The sequence below is a fragment of the Streptomyces sp. BB1-1-1 genome (assembly GCF_031597775.1).
GTDB lineage: Bacteria > Actinomycetota > Actinomycetes > Streptomycetales > Streptomycetaceae > Streptomyces > Streptomyces thinghirensis.
The window spans coordinates 3541851-3564165 of sequence record NZ_CP134203.1 but is presented as its reverse complement, the minus strand read 5'-3'; the positions used below and the strand labels follow the sequence as shown (position 1 = coordinate 3564165).

Sequence of the window (22315 nt, the reverse complement as noted above, 5' to 3'; positions counted from 1 at the left end):
CGGCGGTCAGTCCCGCGCCTCCGCCAGCAGCTTCTGGATCCGGCTCACGCCCTCGACGAGGTCCTCGTCCCCGAGCGCGTACGACAGCCGCAGGTACCCGGGCGTGCCGAAGGCCTCGCCGGGCACGACCGCGACCTCGGCCTCCTCCAGGATCAGCGCGGCCAGCTCGACCGTGTCCTGCGGACGCTTGCCGCGGATCTCCTTGCCGAGGAGCGCCTTCACCGACGGGTACGCGTAGAACGCGCCCTTGGGCTCCGGGCACAGCACGCCGTCGATCTCGTTGAGCATCCGCACGATGGTCTGACGGCGCCGGTCGAAGGCCTCCCGCATCTTCGCCACGGCGTCCAGGTCGCCGGAGACCGCGGCGATCGCCGCGGCCTGGGCCACGTTGGACACGTTGGACGTGGCGTGCGACTGGAGGTTCGTCGCGGCCTTGACGACGTCCTTCGGGCCGATGACCCACCCGACCCGCCAGCCGGTCATCGCGTACGTCTTCGCGACACCGTTGACCACGATGCACTTGTCGCGCAGCTCGGGCAGCAGCGCGGGCATGGACACGGAGAAGGCGTCGCCGTAGACGAGGTGCTCGTAGATCTCGTCGGTCAGCACCCACAGACCGTGCTCGACGGCCCACTGGCCGATCGCCTCGGTCTCGGCCTCGCTGTACACGGCGCCCGTCGGGTTCGACGGCGAGACGAAGAGGACGACCTTCGTCTTCTTGGTGCGCGCGGCCTCCAACTGCTCCACGCTCACCCGGTAACCGGTCGTCTCGTCGGCGACGACCTCGACGGGGACACCGCCGGCCAGCCGGATCGACTCCGGGTACGTCGTCCAGTACGGCGCCGGGACGATGACCTCGTCGCCCGGGTCGAGGATCGCGGCGAACGCCTCGTAGATGGCCTGCTTGCCGCCGTTGGTGACCAGGATCTGCGACGGGTCGACCTCGTAGCCGGAGTCGCGCAGCGTCTTCGCGGCGATCGCGGTCTTCAGCTCGGGCAGCCCGCCGGCCGGCGTGTAGCGGTGGTACTTCGGGTTCTGGCAGGCCTCGACGGCGGCCTGGACGATGTAGTCCGGGGTCGGGAAGTCCGGCTCACCGGCGCCGAAGCCGATCACCGGCCGCCCGGCGGCCTTGAGGGCCTTCGCCTTGGCGTCCACGGCGAGGGTGGCGGACTCGGAGATCGCGCCGACTCGGGCGGAGACCCGGCGCTCGGTGGGAGGGGTTGCAGCGCTCATGACCCCATCGTTTCAGACCGGAAACCTCCCCGGCACAGGGGTTTCACGGACTGAGCAGGAGCGGGTCAAGCCCTGAACATCAGTCCGGGCGTGCTTTCTGTTCGACGCCCGGCCCGTGAGCACGTACACTCTCACCTCGTTGGCCTTCAGCGGCCCGCGGTCATCCGGTGCACACCAAGCACCCGGGCGGATGCGGTACGTTGGGGGACACGCAAAGGGTCGTAGCTCAATTGGTAGAGCACTGGTCTCCAAAACCAGCGGTTGGGGGTTCAAGTCCCTCCGGCCCTGCTACACACACCTTCGCCAGGATGTGTGCGCATGTACGTACAGCAATGCACCGCCGTGCGGCTCCAACCGGGCGCGGCACGGCCACGACCCGGAATCAGGTGAGGACGAGTGACGGACGCCGTGGGCTCCATCGACATGCCTGATGCCCAGGACGAGGCGCCGGACTCCAAGAAGAAGTCGCGCAAGGGCGGCAAGCGCGCCAAGAAGGGCCCGCTGAAGCGCCTCGCGCTCTTCTACCGCCAGATCGTCGCGGAGCTGCGCAAGGTTGTCTGGCCGACCCGCAATCAGCTGACGACGTACACCACCGTCGTGATCATCTTCGTGGTCATCATGATCGGCCTGGTGACACTGATTGACTATGGCTTCTCTCACGCCGCCAAGTACGTCTTCGGCTGAGTCGAGAGCGAAGGGCGCCGAGGTACCCGGCGCCCCTTTCGCGTGTTCCACCCCTATGTATCCAGGAAGAAGCAGCCACCGTGTCTGACCCGAACGTGAACGACGCCATCGAGCCGGTCGAGTCCGTCGAGGACGAGCCCGGCATCGTCGAGGGCGCCGACAACGAGGACACCGAGGCCTCCGCCGAGGCCGAGGCTGCCGACGACGCCGTCGTCGCGGACGCGGACGAGACCGCCGAGGCCCAGGACGAGACCGCCGAGGAGGCGGGCGAGGACGCGGAGGCCGAGGACGCCGACGCGGAGACCGCCGAAGCCGCCGAGCCCGAGCCCGAGCCCGAGATCGACCCGATCGAGAAGCTCCGTCAGGAGCTGCGCGTCCTGCCCGGCGAGTGGTACGTGATCCACACGTACGCCGGTTACGAGAACCGCGTGAAGACCAACCTCGAGCAGCGCGCCGTCTCCCTGAACGTCGAGGACTACATCTTCCAGGCCGAGGTGCCGCAGGAAGAGGTCGTCCAGATCAAGAACGGCGACCGCAAGACGATCCGGCAGAACAAGCTGCCCGGCTACGTCCTCGTCCGCATGGACCTGACCAACGAGTCCTGGGGTGTCGTCCGCAACACCCCCGGCGTCACCGGCTTCGTCGGCAACGCCTACGACCCGTACCCGCTGACGCTGGACGAGATCGTCAAGATGCTCGCCCCGGAGGCCGAGGAGAAGGCCGCCCGCGAGGCCGCCGAGGCCGAGGGCAAGCCGGCGCCGCAGCGCAAGGTCGAGGTCCAGGTGCTGGACTTCGAGGTCGGCGACTCGGTCACCGTCACCGACGGTCCGTTCGCGACGCTGCAGGCCACGATCAACGAGATCAACGCCGACTCGAAGAAGGTCAAGGGCCTCGTCGAGATCTTCGGCCGCGAGACCCCGGTCGAGCTGAGCTTCGACCAGATCCAGAAGAACTAGCGCCTTCGGCGTCCAAAGCCACCGAACGGGTCAGACAGGCTCCCGCAGCCGGTCTGACCTGCTCGGTTTTTAGCCGCGCTGATATACCCGTTAGGGTAGTGCGGTTGCCTTTTGGCATCAGGAAAGAGACATAGGAACAGAGGACCCGGAATGCCTCCCAAGAAGAAGAAGGTCACGGGGCTCATCAAGCTCCAGATCCAGGCCGGTGCCGCGAACCCGGCCCCGCCGGTCGGCCCCGCGCTGGGTCAGCACGGCGTCAACATCATGGAGTTCTGCAAGGCCTACAACGCCGCGACCGAGTCGCAGCGTGGCTGGGTCATCCCGGTGGAGATCACGGTCTACGAGGACCGCTCCTTCACCTTCATCACCAAGACGCCGCCGGCCGCCAAGATGATCCTCAAGGCCGCGGGCGTGGAGAAGGGCTCCGGCGAGCCGCACAAGACCAAGGTCGCGAAGATCACGCGCGACCAGGTCCGCGAGATCGCCACCACCAAGATGCCCGACCTCAACGCCAACGACCTGGACCAGGCGGAGAAGATCATCGCCGGTACCGCTCGTTCCATGGGCGTCACGGTCGAGGGCTGACCTCCACCCCCGTAAGCAAGCCACGCGGCGGTAGCCGCAAGGTCAGGACAGTGTGGCGGGGCCTGCTCGGCCCGGACCACGACTCCTAAGAAGCAACAGGAGCAGTAGTGAGCAAGCGCAGCAAGTCTCTCCGCGCTGCGGACGCCAAGATCGACCGGGACAAGCTCTACGCCCCGCTCGAGGCCGTCCGTCTCGCCAAGGAGACCTCCACGACCAAGTTCGACGGCACCGTCGAGGTCGCCTTCCGCCTGGGTGTCGACCCGCGCAAGGCCGACCAGATGGTCCGCGGCACCGTGAACCTCCCGCACGGCACCGGTAAGACCGCCCGGGTCCTGGTCTTCGCGACCGGTGACCGTGCCGAGGCCGCGACCGCCGCCGGCGCCGACATCGTCGGCTCCGACGAACTGATCGACGAGGTGTCGAAGGGCCGTCTGGACTTCGACGCCGTCGTCGCCACCCCGGACCTCATGGGCAAGGTCGGCCGCCTCGGCCGCGTCCTCGGCCCGCGTGGTCTGATGCCGAACCCGAAGACGGGCACCGTGACCCCGGACGTGGCCAAGGCCGTGACCGAGATCAAGGGCGGCAAGATCGAGTTCCGCGTCGACAAGCACTCGAACCTGCACTTCATCATCGGCAAGTCGTCCTTCGACGACACCAAGCTGGTGGAGAACTACGCCGCGGCGCTGGAGGAGATCCTCCGTCTGAAGCCGTCCGCCGCCAAGGGTCGCTACATCAAGAAGGCCGCCATCAGCACCACGATGGGCCCCGGCATTCAGATCGACTCCAACCGCACCCGCAACCTCCTCGTCGAGGAGGACCCGGCGGCGGTCTGAGCCCACGGCTCGCCCAACCGGTTCACGGGCCCCGCACCTTCCGAGGTGCGGGGCCCGTTCCCTTTTCCCGTACGGGTGTCGGAGCGCTGGGTTAGCGTGCGGGCAGCGCGGAATCGCGCGCGGGGGCACACGGGGACAAGGGGTGGGCGCATGACGGGCACGACGGCACGCCGTACGGTCGCCTCGTTCGCGGTGACGGCCGCGCTGGCGTGCGTCACCGCCTGCACCTCGGCCGACGGGCCGACCGACGACGCCACCGACACCACCGACCCGTCGACGCGGTCGCTGCGCTCCGTCGAGCGGGCCACCGGACGGGCGGGTTCGGCGAGGGTCGAGTCCACGACCGTCATGGGCCGCGAGCTGTCCCTGGACGCCGTCGGCGCCCTCGGCTGGCGCGACGGCCTCACCGGCACCCTGACGATCACGTACACCGGCGGCACGACCGCCGAGACCATGCGCCGGCTCGGCACCACCGCCATGGAGGCCCGGTACCTGCCCGACGCCTACTACGCCAGGATGGGCGACGCGTTCGCCGACCGGGTGGGCGGCAGACACTGGATCAAGTACGTCTACGCCGACCTGGAGGACCTCGGCGACGGCGCGGGCGCCGGTTTCGCGGACCAGATGCGCAAGACCACGCCCCACGAGGCGGTGAAGCAGCTGCTCGCCTCCGACGACGTACGCAAGGTCGGGGAGGAGACGACCCGCGGCCGGCGCACCACGCACTGGACCGGCACGGTGGACGGCGCCACCGAGCAGACCGTCGACATCTGGGTCGACGACCGGGACCTGCTGGTCAAGAAGGTCGAGCGAGGCCGGACGGAGACCGGCGAGCTGAGCCAGACCGCGTACTACAGCGACTACGGCGTCGCCGTGTCCGCCGAGCGCCCTCCGGCCGCCGACACCGCGGACTTCAAGGAACTGCTGAAGGCGCAGGAGGGCGGCGGGAAGGGCGGCGGGGAGGGCGGCTGATCCACAGAATTCACAAGACCGTTCGAACCGACTTGGGTACGCTCGCGTCCTGCTGTGTGAAGGCTGCTTCTATCTGTGTTCCGTGGGGGGACTCCATGAAGACTTCCGTGCGCATGCCCGTGGGTGCCGGGCTGGCCGCGCTGCTGCTCGCCGCCGGCGCGGTGGGCTGTTCCAAGGGTGACGGGGCCGAGGAGTCCCCGAAGATGACGCCGGCGGCGGCCGTCGCCAAGGCGGCGAAGAACACGGAGGAGATCGATTCCCTCCGCTACCGCATGACCGGACGGGCCCCGGAGGAGGGCCGGGTCAAGGCCGAGGCCGAGATGCAGATCAAGCCCACGCTCGCGATGAGCATGAAGATGACGGCACTCGACCAGGGCCCCGACGCCAAGGCGGAGATCCGGCTCGTCGACAAGGCCATGTACATCGGCGGCGGCGCCGAGGCGGCCAAGGAGATGGACGGCAAGAGCTGGATCAAGTTCGACCTGTCCGCGCTGGGCGCCGACAAGGAGCTGAACCAGCTCGGCGGCGCCTCCCAGGCCGACAAGAACCCGGCGACCGAGTCCACCTTCCTCACCGGCGCCAAGGACGTGGAGAAGGTCGGCACCGAGACCGTCGACGGCGTGCGGACCACCCACTACAAGGGCACGGTCAGCCTCGCCGACCTGGAGAAGTCCATCGGGGACGAGGACAAGGACACCCGGGAGAAGCGCCAGAAGAGCATCGAGCAGTACGAGAAGATGGGCGTCGACAAGCTCACGATGGACATGTGGATCGACGGCGACGACCGCACCAAGCAGTTCCGCATGCGCGGCGACGCCGACAAGGGCCCGCTGGACATGACCATCACCTTCCTCGGCTTCAACGAGCCCGTGAAGGTCACCGCCCCGCCCGCCAAGGACACGGTCGACCTGGCCGAGATGATGCAGGAGTCCCAGCAGGGCTGAGTCCCAGCAGGCCAAGTCGCCGTACGGGCGGATTTGCTTGACACTGCCCCGTTCACGTACGCTTCCCCAGAAGCCAAAGACCGCTGGTCGTTGCCGTGTGCTCGCGAGAGGGCACGGTGGCCGAAGGATCCGCTGAACTGCGGACGACCCGCGCAGGTGACTGTGGATGAGCTCCCGTCAGTCCACGCCTCGTGCGTGTGATCAACGGTCGAGCCACGCCCCGTGCGCCTGCGCCGGGGCGTTTCGTATTCCCCAGTCCTCCTTCGGGTCCGCGCGGTCCGAATCACCCGGAAGGAGGCCGAGGCTCTATGGCGACGCCCGAAAAGGCTGCCGCGGTTGCCGAGCTGACGGACAAGTTCCGCAGCTCCAACGCCGCTGTGCTGACCGAGTACCGCGGTCTCACCGTGGCGCAGCTCAAGACGCTGCGCCGGTCGCTCGGTGAGAACGCCCAGTACGCCGTGGTGAAGAACACGCTGACCAAGATTGCGGCCAACGAGGCCGGGATCACGCTCGACGACCAGCTCTTCGCTGGTCCGACGGCCGTCGCCTTCGTCACCGGTGACCCGGTGGAGTCGGCGAAGGGTCTGCGCGACTTCGCCAAGGACAACCCGAATCTCGTCATCAAGGGCGGTGTCCTTGACGGCAAGGCGATGTCCGCCGACGAGATCAAGAAGCTTGCGGACCTCGAGTCCCGCGAGGTTCTGCTCTCCAAGCTGGCGGGTGCCTTCAAGGGCAAGCAGTCCCAGACTGCGCAGCTCTTCCAGGCGCTTCCCTCGAAGCTCGTCCGCACCGTGGACGCGCTCCGTGCCAAGCAGGACGAGCAGGGCGGTGCCGAGTAATTCGGCTCGCTTTCCGATCCTCGCCGCATGAACCGCATGAGGTGAGGGTCGACGCGGGCCCGACGTACGCCCGCCTCACCCCGTACATCCGGCACCTGCCGAATTAGTGGAAGGACCGCCATCATGGCGAAGCTCAGCCAGGACGACCTGCTCGCCCAGTTCGAGGAGATGACCCTCATCGAGCTCTCCGAGTTCGTGAAGGCCTTCGAGGAGAAGTTCGACGTCACCGCCGCCGCTGCGGTCGCCGCCGCCCCGGCCGGCCCGGCCGCCCCGGCCGAGCAGGCCGAGGAGAAGGACGAGTTCGACGTCATCCTCACCGGTGCCGGCGACAAGAAGATCCAGGTCATCAAGGTCGTGCGCGAGCTGACCTCCCTGGGTCTGAAGGAGGCCAAGGACCTCGTGGACGGCGCCCCGAAGCCCGTCCTCGAGAAGGTCGCCAAGGACGCCGCCGAGAAGGCCGCCGAGTCCCTCAAGGGCGCCGGCGCCTCGGTCGAGGTCAAGTAAGACCGCGAAGGCTCAACGGATCCGTCAGGATCTGTAACGCCACAGCACCGAAGAGCGATCATCCATCCGGGTGGTCGCTCTTCGGCGTATCCGGGGGTCCGGCGGTGGCTGCCTTGCACGCGCGACGGCGAAGAGTATGGTGATCTTCGTCGTGCCGTCGCCGGGGCCCTGAGAGCCCCCAGGCGGCAGGCGGTTCGGGCAAGGGGGGCCTTGACGAACCGCACGCAGCGCGCGATTCTCAGGACGCGTCGTCACACGGATCCGAATCCGAGGCATGGATCCACGGCGAAGAGGGCAGTATCACGGTGCGTTGAGGGCGAGGCCTTGCCGCAGGTGGTGAGAACAACGAGGAGCGAACACGGTCATCGAGACCCGCACTGGACATCAGTGTGCCATGTGGCTACACTGACCCTTTGCGCTGCCTGTTAGTTGCCCCCTGCCCGTCACCAGGGGTCTGCCCTCGCCCGAGCACCGACGACCAGAGCCTGCCTGACCTGGCTTTACAGCCACATCAGGCGCCCCCTGTCTTCGTGCACGGAAGAGGGGCCGGTACGCGCGTAGTGAGTCCGAGCCCTCGGAAGGACCCCCTCTTGGCCGCCTCGCGCAATGCCTCGACCGCGAATACGAACAACGCTGCCAGCACCGCCCCGCTGCGCATCTCCTTTGCAAAGATCAAGGAGCCCCTCGAGGTTCCGAACCTTCTCGCGCTGCAAACCGAGAGCTTCGACTGGCTGCTCGGCAACGACGCGTGGAAGGCTCGCGTCGAGTCGGCTCTGGAGTCCGGTCAGGACGTCCCCACCAAGTCCGGTCTGGAAGAGATCTTCGAGGAGATCTCGCCGATCGAGGACTTCTCCGGGTCGATGTCGCTGACGTTCCGCGACCACCGCTTCGAGCCCCCCAAGAACAGCATCGACGAGTGCAAGGACCGCGACTTCACGTACGCGGCCCCGCTCTTCGTCACCGCCGAGTTCACCAACAACGAGACCGGCGAGATCAAGTCCCAGACGGTCTTCATGGGCGACTTCCCGCTCATGACCAACAAGGGCACCTTCGTCATCAACGGCACCGAGCGTGTCGTGGTGTCGCAGCTGGTCCGTTCGCCGGGTGTCTACTTCGACTCCTCCATCGACAAGACGTCCGACAAGGACATCTTCTCCGCCAAGATCATCCCGTCCCGGGGTGCCTGGCTGGAGATGGAGATCGACAAGCGCGACATGGTCGGTGTGCGCATCGACCGCAAGCGCAAGCAGTCCGTGACCGTCCTCCTCAAGGCCCTCGGTTGGACCACCGAGCAGATCCTCGAGGAGTTCGGCGAGTACGAGTCCATGCGCGCCACCCTGGAGAAGGACCACACCCAGGGCCAGGACGACGCGCTGCTCGACATCTACCGCAAGCTGCGTCCGGGCGAGCCCCCCACGCGTGAGGCCGCGCAGACGCTTCTGGAGAACCTGTACTTCAACCCGAAGCGCTACGACCTCGCCAAGGTCGGCCGCTACAAGGTCAACAAGAAGCTCGGCGCGGACGAGCCGCTGGACGCCGGGGTGCTCACCACCGACGACGTCATCGCCACCATCAAGTACCTGGTGAAGCTGCACGCCGGTGAGACCGAGACGGTCGGCGAGTCGGGCCGGGAGATCGTCGTCGAGACCGACGACATCGACCACTTCGGCAACCGCCGCATCCGCAACGTCGGCGAGCTGATCCAGAACCAGGTCCGTACGGGTCTCGCCCGTATGGAGCGCGTCGTGCGTGAGCGCATGACCACCCAGGACGTCGAGGCGATCACGCCGCAGACCCTGATCAACATCCGGCCGGTCGTCGCCTCCATCAAGGAGTTCTTCGGCACCAGCCAGCTGTCCCAGTTCATGGACCAGAACAACCCGCTGTCGGGGCTGACGCACAAGCGTCGTCTGAACGCCCTCGGCCCGGGTGGTCTCTCCCGTGAGCGGGCCGGCTTCGAGGTCCGTGACGTTCACCCGTCGCACTACGGCCGCATGTGCCCGATCGAGACGCCCGAAGGCCCGAACATCGGTCTGATCGGCTCGCTCGCCTCGTACGGCCGGATCAACCCGTTCGGTTTCATCGAGACGCCTTACCGCAAGGTCGTCGACGGCCAGGTCACGGACGACGTGGACTACCTGACCGCCGACGAGGAGGACCGCTTCGTCATCGCGCAGGCCAACGCCACGCTCAACGACGACATGCGCTTCTCCGAGGCCCGCGTCCTGGTCCGCCGTCGTGGCGGCGAGGTCGACTACGTCCCCGGTGACGACGTCGACTACATGGACGTCTCGCCGCGCCAGATGGTGTCGGTCGCGACCGCCATGATCCCGTTCCTCGAGCACGACGACGCCAACCGTGCCCTCATGGGCGCGAACATGATGCGTCAGGCGGTGCCGCTCATCAAGAGCGAGTCCCCGCTGGTCGGCACCGGCATGGAGTACCGCTCCGCCGCCGACGCCGGCGACGTGGTCAAGGCCGAGAAGGCGGGTGTGGTCCAGGAGGTCTCCGCGGACTACATCACCACCACCAACGACGACGGCACGTACATCACGTACCGCCTGGCCAAGTTCTCCCGGTCCAACCAGGGAACCTCGGTCAACCAGAAGGTCATCGTCGCCGAGGGCGACCGGATCATCGAGGGCCAGGTCCTGGCCGACGGTCCGGCCACCGAGAACGGCGAGATGGCGCTCGGCAAGAACCTGCTGGTCGCGTTCATGCCGTGGGAGGGTCACAACTACGAGGACGCGATCATCCTGTCGCAGCGCCTCGTGCAGGACGACGTCCTCTCCTCGATCCACATCGAGGAGCACGAGGTCGACGCCCGTGACACCAAGCTCGGCCCCGAGGAGATCACCCGGGACATCCCGAACGTCTCCGAGGAGGTCCTCGCCGACCTCGACGAGCGCGGCATCATCCGCATCGGTGCCGAGGTCGTCGCCGGCGACATCCTCGTCGGCAAGGTCACGCCCAAGGGCGAGACCGAGCTGACGCCGGAGGAGCGCCTGCTCCGCGCGATCTTCGGTGAGAAGGCGCGCGAGGTGCGCGACACCTCCCTGAAGGTGCCGCACGGTGAGATCGGCAAGGTCATCGGCGTCCGCGTCTTCGACCGCGAAGAGGGCGACGAGCTGCCGCCGGGCGTGAACCAGCTGGTCCGCGTCTACGTCGCGCAGAAGCGCAAGATCACCGACGGTGACAAGCTCGCCGGCCGCCACGGCAACAAGGGCGTCATCTCCAAGATCAACCCGATCGAGGACATGCCGTTCCTGGAGGACGGCACCCCGGTCGACATCATCCTCAACCCGCTGGGTGTCCCGTCCCGAATGAACCCGGGACAGGTCCTGGAGATCCACCTCGGCTGGCTCGCCAGCCGCGGCTGGGACGTCTCCGGCCTCGCGGAGGAGTGGGCCGAGCGCCTCCAGGCCATCGGCGCCGACAAGGTCGAGCCCGGCACCAACGTCGCCACCCCCGTCTTCGACGGTGCGCGTGAGGACGAGCTGGCCGGTCTGCTCCAGCACACCATCCCGAACCGCGACGGCGAGCGCATGGTGCTCCCGTCCGGCAAGGCGAGGCTGTTCGACGGCCGCTCCGGCGAGCCGTTCCCGGAGCCGATCTCGGTCGGCTACATGTACATCCTCAAGCTGCACCACCTGGTCGACGACAAGCTGCACGCCCGGTCGACCGGCCCGTACTCGATGATCACCCAGCAGCCGCTGGGTGGTAAGGCCCAGTTCGGTGGCCAGCGCTTCGGTGAGATGGAGGTGTGGGCGCTGGAGGCTTACGGCGCCGCGTACGCCCTCCAGGAGCTGCTGACCATCAAGTCCGACGACGTGACCGGCCGCGTGAAGGTCTACGAGGCCATCGTCAAGGGCGAGAACATCCCTGAGCCCGGCATCCCCGAGTCCTTCAAGGTGCTCATCAAGGAGATGCAGTCCCTGTGCCTCAACGTGGAGGTGCTGTCCTCGGACGGCATGTCCATCGAGATGCGTGACACCGACGAGGACGTCTTCCGCGCTGCGGAGGAGCTCGGCATCGACCTGTCCCGGCGCGAGCCGAGCAGCGTCGAAGAGGTCTGACGGGAGTTTCGGCGGACCTTGAGCGATCAAGGTCCGCCGGCCCCAGGACCCCCGTTTCAGACCCCAAGACTTACAACCCTGAGAGGGATTGACGCATAGTGCTCGACGTCAACTTCTTCGACGAGCTCCGGATCGGTCTGGCCACCGCTGACGACATCCGTCAGTGGAGCCACGGCGAGGTCAAGAAGCCCGAGACGATCAACTACCGCACGCTCAAGCCCGAAAAGGACGGACTCTTCTGCGAGAAGATCTTCGGTCCGACCCGGGACTGGGAGTGCTACTGCGGCAAGTACAAGCGTGTCCGCTTCAAGGGCATCATCTGTGAGCGCTGTGGCGTCGAGGTCACGCGCGCCAAGGTGCGCCGTGAGCGGATGGGCCACATCGAGCTTGCCGCCCCCGTCACCCACATCTGGTACTTCAAGGGCGTTCCGTCGCGGCTGGGCTACCTGCTCGACCTCGCCCCGAAGGACCTGGAGAAGGTCATCTACTTCGCGGCGTACATGATCACGTACGTCGACGAGGAGCGCCGCACCCGCGACCTGCCCTCGCTGGAGGCCCACGTCTCCGTCGAGCGTCAGCAGGTCGAGCAGCGCCGCGACTCCGACCTGGAGGCCCGGGCCAAGAAGCTCGAGACCGACCTGGCCGAGCTGGAGGCCGAGGGTGCCAAGGCCGACGTGCGCCGCAAGGTGCGCGAGGGCGCCGAGCGTGAGATGAAGCAGCTGCGCGACCGTGCGCAGCGCGAGATCGACCGCCTCGACGAGGTGTGGAACCGGTTCAAGAACCTCAAGGTCCAGGACCTGGAGGGCGACGAGCTGCTCTACCGCGAGCTGCGTGACCGCTTCGGCACGTACTTCGACGGCTCCATGGGTGCCGCTGCCCTGCAGAAGCGCCTGGAGTCCTTCGACCTCGACGAGGAGGCCGAGCGCCTCCGCGAGATCATCCGTACCGGCAAGGGCCAGAAGAAGACCCGTGCGCTCAAGCGCCTCAAGGTCGTCTCCGCGTTCCTGCAGACCAGCAACAGCCCCAAGGGCATGGTCCTTGACTGCGTGCCGGTCATCCCGCCGGACCTGCGTCCGATGGTGCAGCTGGACGGTGGCCGCTTCGCGACCTCCGACCTGAACGACCTGTACCGCCGCGTGATCAACCGCAACAACCGCCTGAAGCGGCTTCTCGACCTCGGCGCGCCCGAGATCATCGTGAACAACGAGAAGCGCATGCTCCAGGAGGCCGTGGACGCCCTCTTCGACAACGGTCGTCGTGGTCGCCCGGTCACCGGTCCCGGCAACCGCCCGCTGAAGTCCCTGAGCGACATGCTCAAGGGCAAGCAGGGTCGTTTCCGTCAGAACCTGCTCGGTAAGCGAGTCGACTACTCGGCGCGTTCCGTCATCGTCGTCGGCCCGCAGCTGAAGCTGCACCAGTGCGGTCTGCCCAAGGCCATGGCGCTGGAGCTCTTCAAGCCGTTCGTGATGAAGCGCCTGGTCGACCTGAACCACGCGCAGAACATCAAGAGCGCCAAGCGCATGGTCGAGCGCGGCCGCACGGTCGTGTACGACGTGCTGGAAGAGGTCATCGCGGAGCACCCGGTTCTGCTGAACCGTGCGCCCACGCTGCACCGCCTCGGCATCCAGGCCTTCGAGCCGCAGCTGGTCGAGGGCAAGGCCATCCAGATCCACCCGCTCGTCTGCACCGCGTTCAACGCGGACTTCGACGGTGACCAGATGGCCGTGCACCTGCCGCTCTCCGCGGAGGCGCAGGCCGAGGCCCGCATCCTGATGCTGTCCTCGAACAACATCCTCAAGCCGGCCGACGGCCGTCCGGTGACGATGCCGACCCAGGACATGGTCCTCGGTCTGTTCTTCCTCACCACCGACGGCGAGGGCCGCGACCTCAAGGGCGAGGGCCGTGCCTTCGGTTCCGCCGCCGAGGCGATCATGGCGTTCGACGCGGGCGACCTGTCGCTCCAGTCGAAGGTCGACATCCGCTTCCCGGTGGGCACCATCCCGCCCCGCGGCTGGGAGCCCCCGGCCCGCGAGGAGGGTGAGCCGGAGTGGCAGCAGGGTGACACCTTCACCCTGAAGACCACGCTGGGCCGCGCGCTCTTCAACGAGCTGCTGCCCGAGGACTACCCGTTCGTCGACTACGAGGTCGGCAAGAAGCAGCTCTCCGAGATCGTCAACGACCTCGCCGAGCGCTACCCGAAGGTCATCGTGGCGGCGACGCTCGACAACCTGAAGGCGGCTGGCTTCTTCTGGGCGACCCGTTCCGGCGTCACCGTGGCCATCTCCGACGTCGTCGTTCCCGAGGCGAAGAAGGAGATCGTCAAGGGCTACGAGGCGCAGGACGAGAAGGTCCAGAAGCAGTACGAGCGCGGTCTGATCACCAAGGACGAGCGCACGCAGGAGCTCATCGCGATCTGGACCAAGGCGACCAACGAGGTCGCCGAGGCGATGAACGACAACTTCCCGAAGACCAACCCGATCTTCATGATGGTGAACTCGGGTGCACGAGGCAACATGATGCAGATGCGTCAGATCGCCGGTATGCGTGGTCTGGTGTCGAACGCGAAGAACGAGACGATCCCGCGTCCCATCAAGGCCTCCTTCCGTGAGGGCCTGTCCGTGCTGGAGTACTTCATCTCCACGCACGGTGCCCGTAAGGGTCTGGCGGACACCGCTCTGCGTACCGCCGACTCGGGTTACCTCACGCGTCGTCTGGTCGACGTCTCCCAGGACGTCATCATTCGCGAGGAGGACTGCGGCACCGAGCGCGGTCTCAAGCTGCCGATCGCCACGCGTGACGCGGACGGGACGCTGCGCAAGGCCGAGGACGTCGAGACCAGCGTGTACGCCCGCATGCTCGCCGAGGACGTCGTCATCGACGGCAAGGTGATCGCGCCGGCCAACGTCGACCTCGGTGACGTCCTGATCGACGCCCTGGTCGCCAACGGCGTCGAGGAGGTCAAGACCCGCTCGATCCTGACCTGTGAGTCCCAGGTCGGCACCTGCGCCATGTGCTACGGCCGCTCGCTGGCCACCGGCAAGCTGGTCGACATCGGTGAGGCGGTCGGCATCATCGCCGCCCAGTCCATCGGTGAGCCCGGTACCCAGCTGACGATGCGTACCTTCCACACCGGTGGTGTGGCCGGTGACGACATCACCCAGGGTCTGCCGCGTGTCGTCGAGCTCTTCGAGGCCCGTACCCCGAAGGGTGTCGCCCCGATCTCCGAGGCCTCCGGCCGCGTCCGGATCGAGGAGACCGAGAAGACCAAGAAGCTCGTCGTCACTCCGGACGACGGCAGCGACGAGACGGCGTTCCCGATCTCGAAGCGTGCCCGTCTCCTGGTCGGCGAGGGCGATCACGTCGAGGTGGGCCAGAAGCTCACCGTGGGTGCCACCAACCCGCACGACGTGCTGCGCATCCTGGGTCAGCGTGCCGTCCAGGTCCACCTGGTCGGCGAGGTCCAGAAGGTCTACAACTCGCAGGGCGTGTCGATCCACGACAAGCACATCGAGATCATCATCCGGCAGATGCTGCGCCGTGTGACGATCATCGAGTCCGGCGACGCCGAGCTGCTGCCCGGCGAGCTGGTCGAGCGTACGAAGTTCGAGACCGAGAACCGTCGTGTGGTCCAGGAGGGCGGTCACCCGGCCTCCGGTCGTCCGCAGCTGATGGGTATCACCAAGGCCTCGCTGGCGACGGAGTCCTGGCTGTCGGCCGCCTCCTTCCAGGAGACGACCCGAGTCCTGACGGATGCGGCGATCAACGCCAAGTCCGACAGCCTCATCGGCCTCAAGGAGAACGTCATCATCGGTAAGCTCATCCCGGCCGGTACGGGTCTGTCCCGCTACCGCAACATCCGGGTCGAGCCGACCGAGGAGGCCAAGGCCGCGATGTACTCGGCCGTCGGCTACGACGACATCGACTACTCGCCGTTCGGCACGGGCTCCGGCCAGGCCGTTCCGCTGGAGGACTACGACTACGGTCCGTACAACCAGTAAGCGAGCTGTCGCTTGATCGCATGAAGGCGGTCACCCCCACGGGGTGGCCGCCCTTCGGCGTGTGCGCGGGGCGCGGGGCGGGGCTTACGGCACGCCCAGCTCGAAGATGACGTAGTGCGCGTACCAGCCGGAGGCGAGCGCGGCGGTGGAGAAGAAGACCACCAGGCTCGGGAGCTTCAGGCGGCCGAGGGCCGCGGCGGGGGCGATGAGCAGGGGGAAGGCGGGCAGCAGGTAGCGCATGGTGTTGCCGAACATCTGCTGGGTGCCGAGGACGGTGATGATCGTCGCCAGGGTGTACGCGACGAGCACCAGCGGGGGCTTCTTGCGCAGCATCAGGGCGATGAGGAAGGGCAGCGCCAGGACCAGCTGGAGGGAGAGCAGGTCCGGGGTGGAGAAGGCGAAGGGGTAGTCGCCCTTGCCCACCGCGAGGTTGCGCAGCACGTCCAGGGTGTAGGCGCCGTAGTCGAAGAAGTGCGCCCAGCCCTCGCGCTGGAGCGTGAAGTACGCCGTGGCCTCGCCGGTGCGGTAGCCGACCCAGGCGATGTAGGAGAGCAGGCCCAGGGGAGCGACGACCATCGCGTACACGGGGCCGCGTACGCCGTGCTCGCGTCTGGTCGCGGGGCGGGCGAGCGTCACCAGCGCGGCGAGTCCCACGGCGCCTATGAGTACGGCGGACGTGGGGCGGTTCAGGCCCGCGGTGAAGGCGAGCAGGCCGGCCACCACCCAGCGCTTGGTCATGACGGCGTAGCAGGCCCAGGCGGCGATGGCGACGAACAGGGACTCCGAGTACACCGCCCACTCGACGCCCGCACCCGGGGCCACGGCCCACAGCCCCGCGGCGATGGTGCCCGCGCGGGCACCGGCGACGAGGCGGATCACGGCGAAGATGCCCGCCGCCGCGACGAACGACGAGACGACCGAGACGAGGATGCCGGAGCCGTACAGGCCGAGGCCCGTGGTCTCCGAGACCATGCGGATCAGTGCCGGGTAGAGCGGGAAGAAGGCGACCGAGTTCTGCTGGACCGTGAACAGGCCGTCCGAGTCGAGCCGCACCAGGGCAGGGCTGTAGCCGTGCTCGGCGACCTGGAGGTACCACCAGCCGTCCCAGGTGGCCAGCACGTCCCACCAGTGGGCGCCGCCGCCGAAGCGGGGGTTCTTCTCCTTGTAGTCCCCGGCGTACTTCAACAGGGAGGCGAAGACCGTGAGGCCGACGAGCTTCGTGACGCCGTAGAGGACGAGCGCGGGCAGGTAGGGGCGGGCGCCGTCCGGCAGCGTCGGACGCCAGGTCCGCCAGGAGCGTTCCGGGCGGTCGTCGGGCTGCCCGTCCGGTGCGTCGCGCGACCCGTCGGTCACCGTGTCGTCGGCAGCCGTGTCCATGGCTGTCATCCCCCTCAGTCCACCCTCAACCGTCAATTGCTGCCATAAGATCGCACAAGAGTCGCACATCTGTGCTCGGTGTTCGGGGGAGGGGAGGCGCGGTGCCCGAGGAACGGGACGAGGAACTGCACGAACCGATCGTGCTGTCGGTCGTCATTCCGATGTACAACGAGGAAGAGGTCCTGCCCGCGCTGGTCAGCAGGCTGCGGCCGGTCCTGACGGAGCTGGGCGTCCCCCACGAGGTCGTCGCGGTGGACGACGGCAGCGGCGACCGTACGGCCGAACTGCTCGCCGCCTTCCGGCTGGGCTGGCCGGAACTGCGCGTGGTCGCGCTGCGGCGCAACTCCGGCCACCAGGCCGCCCTCACCGCCGGCCTGGACCGGGCGTCCGGGGCCTACGTGGTGAGCCTGGACGCCGACCTCCAGGACCCGCCGGAGAAGATCCCCGACATGTTGGCGCTGGCCCGCGCGGAGGGGCTCGACATCGTGTACGGCGTCCGCGCCGACCGCAGCAGCGACACCGGGTTCAAGCGCTGGAGCGCGGGCCTCTACTACCGCCTCATGCGGCGCCTGGCGGGCCCGTCGGTCCCCGCGCAGGCGGGCGACTTCCGGCTGCTCAGCCGGGCCGCGGTGGACGCCCTGAAGGCCCTGCCGGACCAGCAGCGGGTCTACCGGCTCCTCGTGCCCTGGCTGGGCTTCCCGAGCGGGCAGGTGACGTACGAGCGCGCTCCGCGCACCGCGGGCCGCACCAAGTATCCGCTGGGCCGGATGATCCGCCTCGCGGTGGACAGCGTCACCGGCTTCTCCGCGGCCCCGCTGCGCATCGCCACCTGGCTGGGCGCCGGCGCCTTCGTGGTCTGCCTGGCGCTGCTCGTCTACACCCTCACCGCCTTCGCGCTGGGCCGCACGGTGCCCGGCTGGACGTCGCTCTTCACGGGCATCGTCTTCATCGGCGCCGTGCAGCTGATCTGCGTCGGCCTGCTCGGCGAGTACGTCGGCCGCATATACACGGCCGTACAGAACCGACCCACGTACTTCGTCCGCGACGACACGGCCCACCCAGGGGCCTCGGACGCCCCGCCCGACGCGACGCCGGGCGGGACGCCCGACCGGCGGCCGGAGCACGCCCCTGGCGCCTCGGGTGGGGCGTCCGGTGCGCGGTCCGAGTCGGTCCGCGCGGGCTCGGGTGGGGCGTCCGGCCGGCGGTCGGAGCCCGTCCCTGGCGCCTCGGGTGGGGCGTCCGGTGCGCGGTCCGAGTCGGCCCAGGCGGCCTCGGGTGGGGCGTCCGGTCGGCGATCAGAGCAGGGGCCCGGCGCTACGGGCGCGACGTCCGGTCGGAGGCCCGAGTCGGTCACCGGCGCTGCGGGTGGGGCCCCCGACCCGCGGTGCGAGCCGGTCCCCGGTGCTTCGGGCGGTGCGGCTGACGCGCAGTCCGAGTCGGTCCCCGGCGCGTCGGACGGCGCCTCCGACTCGCGGTCCGGGCCCGTCCCCGGTGTCACCGAGGAGTCCGCGTCGACCGGTGCCGGGCCGGCCGTCGGCGGTCCGGACGGCGCCGACGTCCTCGCGGCCGAAGCGTCCGCACGCGGCGCCGCCGCCCGCCCGCCGGTTCCTCGGGAGGCCCCGGCCGCCCCGGCGGACGGGGCGCGCGTTCCGGTGCCGCGGGTCTGAGGCACGAGGCGGCGGCGTCCGCGTTCCGGCGCCCGGCCCCGTGCGGGACGGGGGCGCCGCCCCGCCGTGACCGGTCCGCCCGTGGCGGAGCCCGCAGGGCGGAGAGCCCGTGCGGCGAAGGGCCAGCGTGGCGGAGCCCGCATGGCGGAGGGGCCGTGCGGTGAAGGGCCCGCGTGGCGGAGGCCGCGCGGCGAAAGGCCGGCGTGGCGGAGCCCGCCTGGCGGAGGGCCTGCGCAGTGAAGGGGCCGCGGCGAAGGCCCGCGCAGCGGGGGCCCGCGCAGCGGGGGCCCGCGCGGGGTCCTGGTGGCGGCGGAGCCCTCCGCGCCGAATGGGCGAAACCGGGGTGAGTCGGGCGCCGCTGCCGGTCTCGCCCATTTGTTTTGACCGCAGCGAATGCGATAGGTACGCTCAGACCTTGTGCCTGGGGTGTGCCCTGGCCCTCGTGCGTGCCTTCAACCGCAGTGAGGGTCGTGACCGGCCACCGCAATCCGCGCTTTCCTCCGCCTCGCGGCAGGGGTTCGCGGCTTCGACACACCCGACCGCGTGGGTCGGAGACGTTCCAGGTTAGCTTCACCATTCGGCACACAGAAACCGGAGAAGTAGTGCCTACGATCCAGCAGCTGGTCCGGAAGGGCCGGCAGGACAAGGTCGAGAAGAACAAGACGCCCGCACTCGAGGGTTCGCCCCAGCGTCGCGGCGTCTGCACGCGTGTGTTCACGACCACCCCGAAGAAGCCGAACTCGGCCCTGCGTAAGGTCGCGCGTGTGCGTCTGACCAGCGGGATCGAAGTCACCGCTTACATTCCGGGTGAGGGGCACAACCTGCAGGAGCACTCCATCGTGCTCGTGCGCGGCGGCCGTGTGAAGGACCTGCCGGGTGTTCGCTACAAGATCATCCGCGGTTCGCTTGACACCCAGGGTGTCAAGAACCGCAAGCAGGCCCGCAGCCGCTACGGCGCCAAGAAGGAGAAGTAAGAATGCCTCGTAAGGGCCCCGCCCCGAAGCGCCCGGTCATCATCGACCCGGTCTACGGTTCTCCTCTGGTGACCTCCCTGATCAACAAGGTGCTGCTGAACGGCAAGCGCTCCACCGCCGAGCGCATCGTCTACGGCGCCATGGAGGGCCTGCGCGAGAAGACCGGTAACGACCCGGTCATCACGCTGAAGCGCGCTCTCGAGAACATCAAGCCGACCCTCGAGGTCAAGTCCCGCCGTGTCGGTGGTGCGACGTACCAGGTGCCGATCGAGGTCAAGCCCGGTCGGGCCAACACCCTCGCGCTGCGCTGGCTGGTCGGTTACTCCCGCGCCCGTCGCGAGAAGACCATGACCGAGCGTCTGCTCAACGAGCTCCTCGACGCCTCCAACGGCCTCGGTGCCGCTGTGAAGAAGCGCGAGGACACGCACAAGATGGCCGAGTCCAACAAGGCCTTCGCGCACTACCGCTGGTAGTCGCTACCCACATCGAGACCGAGAGAAGACTGAAGCCTTATGGCTACCACTTCACTTGACCTGGCCAAGGTCCGCAACATCGGGATCATGGCCCACATCGACGCGGGCAAGACGACCACCACCGAGCGGATCCTGTTCTACACGGGCGTGTCGTACAAGATCGGTGAGGTCCACGACGGCGCCGCCACGATGGACTGGATGGAGCAGGAGCAGGAGCGTGGCATCACGATCACGTCTGCTGCGACCACCTGCCACTGGCCGCTCGAGGACAACGACTACACGATCAACATCATCGACACCCCCGGGCACGTCGACTTCACCGTTGAGGTGGAGCGCTCCCTGCGTGTGCTCGACGGTGCCGTGACCGTGTTCGACGGTGTCGCCGGTGTCGAGCCGCAGTCCGAGACGGTGTGGCGTCAGGCCGACCGTTACGGCGTGCCGCGTATCTGCTTCGTGAACAAGCTGGACCGTACCGGCGCCGAGTTCCACCGCTGCGTGGAGATGATCTCGGACCGCCTGGGCGCCCAGCCGCTCGTCATGCAGCTCCCGATCGGCGCCGAGGCCGACTTCAAGGGCGTCGTGGACCTGGTCCGCATGAAGGCGCTCGTGTGGTCCGCCGAGGCCGCCAAGGGCGAGATGTACGACACCGTCGACATCCCGGCCACGCACGCCGAGGCCGCCGAGGAGTGGCGCGGCAAGCTGGTCGAGGGCGTCGCGGAGAACGACGAAGAGATCATGGAGCTGTTCCTGGAGGGCCAGGAGCCCACCGAGGAGCAGCTGTACGCCGCGATCCGTCGCATCACCATCGCGTCCGGCAAGTCCGACGACACCACGGTCACCCCGGTGTTCTGCGGTACCGCGTTCAAGAACAAGGGCGTCCAGCCCCTGCTCGACGCGGTCGTGCGCTACCTGCCGACCCCGCTCGACGTCGAGGCCATCGAGGGCCACGACGTCAAGGACCCCGAGGTCGTCGTCAAGCGCAAGCCGTCCGAGGACGAGCCGCTGGCCGCGCTCGCCTTCAAGATCATGAGCGACCCGCACCTCGGCAAGCTCACCTTCGTCCGGGTCTACTCGGGCCGCCTGGTGTCCGGCACCGCGGTGCTGAACCCCGTCAAGGGCAAGAAGGAGCGCATCGGCAAGATCTACCGCATGCACGCCAACAAGCGTGAGGAGATCGAGTCGGTGGGCGCCGGTGACATCGTCGCCGTCATGGGCCTGAAGCAGACCACCACCGGTGAGACGCTGTCCGACGACAAGAACCCGGTGATCCTGGAGTCCATGGACTTCCCGGCGCCGGTCATCGAGGTCGCCATCGAGCCCAAGTCGAAGGGCGACCAGGAGAAGCTCGGCGTCGCGATCCAGCGCCTGGCCGAGGAGGACCCCTCCTTCCAGGTTCACTCCGACGAGGAGACCGGCCAGACCATCATCGGTGGTATGGGCGAGCTGCACCTCGAGGTGCTGGTCGACCGTATGCGCCGTGAGTTCCGGGTCGAGGCCAACGTCGGCAAGCCCCAGGTCGCGTACCGTGAGACGATCCGCAAGGCCGTCGAGCGCGTGGACTACACCCACAAGAAGCAGACCGGTGGTACCGGTCAGTTCGCCAAGGTGCAGATCGCGATCGAGCCGATCGAGGGTGGCGACACCTCGTACGAGTTCGTGAACAAGGTGACCGGTGGCCGTATCCCGAAGGAGTACATCCCTTCGGTGGACGCCGGTGCCCAGGAGGCCATGCAGTTCGGCATCCTGGCCGGCTACGAGATGACGGGCGTCCGCGTCACGCTCATCGACGGCGGCTACCACGAGGTCGACTCCTCCGAGCTGGCGTTCAAGATCGCCGGTTCGCAGGCCTTCAAGGAGGCCGCGCGCAAGGCTTCGCCGGTTCTCATGGAGCCGATGATGTCCGTCGAGGTCACCACGCCCGAGGACTACATGGGTGAGGTCATCGGCGACATCAACTCCCGCCGTGGTCAGATCCAGGCCATGGAGGAGCGGGCCGGTGCCCGTGTCGTGAAGGGCCTCGTGCCCCTCTCGGAGATGTTCGGCTACGTCGGCGACCTCCGCAGCAAGACGTCGGGTCGCGCAAGCTACTCGATGCAGTTCGACTCCTACGCCGAGGTTCCCCGGAACGTCGCCGAGGAGATCATCGCGAAGGCCAAGGGCGAGTAACGGACTACTCCGTTTAACGGACCCCGTTCTCACG

15 protein-coding genes, 1 tRNA gene and 1 pseudogene are annotated in these 22315 nt (G+C 68.0%); 15 read left to right on the top strand and 2 right to left on the bottom strand.

Going from position 1 to position 22315, the window contains the following annotated elements; translation table 11 throughout:
- Window positions 1-6: 6 nt before the first annotated feature.
- Window positions 7-1233 (bottom strand): pyridoxal phosphate-dependent aminotransferase, encoded by a 1227-nt coding sequence (locus RI578_RS16310; protein WP_310871755.1) that lies wholly within the window; start codon window positions 1231-1233, stop codon window positions 7-9.
- Between the two features lie 215 nt (window positions 1234-1448).
- On the opposite strand from RI578_RS16310, the gene RI578_RS16305 reads away from it, so the two are divergent.
- From RI578_RS16305 to RI578_RS16255, 11 genes are all read left to right on the top strand, one after another.
- A tRNA-Trp gene (locus RI578_RS16305) sits at window positions 1449-1521 on the top strand.
- 108 nt (window positions 1522-1629) lie between these two features.
- On the top strand, window positions 1630-1917 hold the full coding sequence (gene secE / locus RI578_RS16300) for a preprotein translocase subunit SecE (protein ID WP_210957964.1): 288 nt from the start codon (window positions 1630-1632) through the stop codon (window positions 1915-1917).
- Between the two features lie 80 nt (window positions 1918-1997).
- Window positions 1998-2873, top strand: coding sequence for a transcription termination/antitermination protein NusG (gene nusG, locus RI578_RS16295; RefSeq protein WP_310871754.1), 876 nt, complete (start codon window positions 1998-2000; stop codon window positions 2871-2873).
- A 150-nt stretch (window positions 2874-3023) separates the two neighbouring features.
- The gene (rplK, locus tag RI578_RS16290; RefSeq protein WP_003974315.1) at window positions 3024-3458 is read left to right on the top strand and encodes a 50S ribosomal protein L11; all 435 of its coding nucleotides are present in this window, start codon (window positions 3024-3026) and stop codon (window positions 3456-3458) included.
- Between the two features lie 107 nt (window positions 3459-3565).
- A complete protein-coding gene (rplA, locus tag RI578_RS16285) occupies window positions 3566-4291 on the top strand; it encodes a 50S ribosomal protein L1 (RefSeq protein ID WP_121748636.1) in 726 nt (241 codons plus the stop codon).
- 150 nt (window positions 4292-4441) lie between these two features.
- Complete coding sequence (locus RI578_RS16280) at window positions 4442-5263, top strand: hypothetical protein (protein WP_310871753.1); 822 nt, start codon at window positions 4442-4444, stop codon at window positions 5261-5263.
- 95 nt (window positions 5264-5358) lie between these two features.
- The gene (locus RI578_RS16275) at window positions 5359-6207 is read left to right on the top strand and encodes a DUF1396 domain-containing protein (protein ID WP_310871752.1); all 849 of its coding nucleotides are present in this window, start codon (window positions 5359-5361) and stop codon (window positions 6205-6207) included.
- Window positions 6208-6515: 308 nt separating this feature from the next.
- Window positions 6516-7046 carry a 50S ribosomal protein L10 gene (gene rplJ / locus RI578_RS16270; protein ID WP_003974311.1) on the top strand — a complete coding sequence of 177 codons (531 nt, stop codon included), beginning with the start codon at window positions 6516-6518 and terminating at the stop codon, window positions 7044-7046.
- A 123-nt stretch (window positions 7047-7169) separates the two neighbouring features.
- Window positions 7170-7550, top strand: coding sequence for a 50S ribosomal protein L7/L12 (rplL, locus tag RI578_RS16265; RefSeq protein WP_310871751.1), 381 nt, complete (start codon window positions 7170-7172; stop codon window positions 7548-7550).
- A gap of 590 nt (window positions 7551-8140) precedes the next feature.
- The gene (gene rpoB / locus RI578_RS16260) at window positions 8141-11626 is read left to right on the top strand and encodes a DNA-directed RNA polymerase subunit beta (RefSeq protein ID WP_121748640.1); all 3486 of its coding nucleotides are present in this window, start codon (window positions 8141-8143) and stop codon (window positions 11624-11626) included.
- Between the two features lie 98 nt (window positions 11627-11724).
- Complete coding sequence (locus tag RI578_RS16255) at window positions 11725-15624, top strand: DNA-directed RNA polymerase subunit beta' (protein ID WP_310871750.1); 3900 nt, start codon at window positions 11725-11727, stop codon at window positions 15622-15624.
- 84 nt (window positions 15625-15708) lie between these two features.
- Here the strand turns inward: RI578_RS16255 and RI578_RS16250 are convergent, their stop codons facing one another.
- Complete coding sequence (locus tag RI578_RS16250; protein ID WP_310875782.1) at window positions 15709-17001, bottom strand: hypothetical protein; 1293 nt, start codon at window positions 16999-17001, stop codon at window positions 15709-15711.
- Between the two features lie 101 nt (window positions 17002-17102).
- Here RI578_RS16250 and RI578_RS16245 point away from each other — a divergent pair.
- The 4 genes and pseudogenes from RI578_RS16245 to fusA all read left to right on the top strand — a co-directional run.
- Window positions 17103-18098, top strand: a pseudogene (locus RI578_RS16245) (glycosyltransferase family 2 protein); the annotation flags it as partial.
- Window positions 18099-19270: 1172 nt separating this feature from the next.
- The gene (gene rpsL, locus RI578_RS16240) at window positions 19271-19642 is read left to right on the top strand and encodes a 30S ribosomal protein S12 (RefSeq protein ID WP_003948652.1); all 372 of its coding nucleotides are present in this window, start codon (window positions 19271-19273) and stop codon (window positions 19640-19642) included.
- A 2-nt stretch (window positions 19643-19644) separates the two neighbouring features.
- Entirely contained in the window at window positions 19645-20115 is a 471-nt protein-coding gene (gene rpsG / locus RI578_RS16235; protein ID WP_003974303.1) for a 30S ribosomal protein S7, read from the top strand.
- Window positions 20116-20154: 39 nt separating this feature from the next.
- Window positions 20155-22281 carry an elongation factor G gene (fusA, locus tag RI578_RS16230; protein WP_310871749.1) on the top strand — a complete coding sequence of 709 codons (2127 nt, stop codon included), beginning with the start codon at window positions 20155-20157 and terminating at the stop codon, window positions 22279-22281.
- The last annotated feature ends 34 nt before the right edge of the window (window positions 22282-22315 follow it).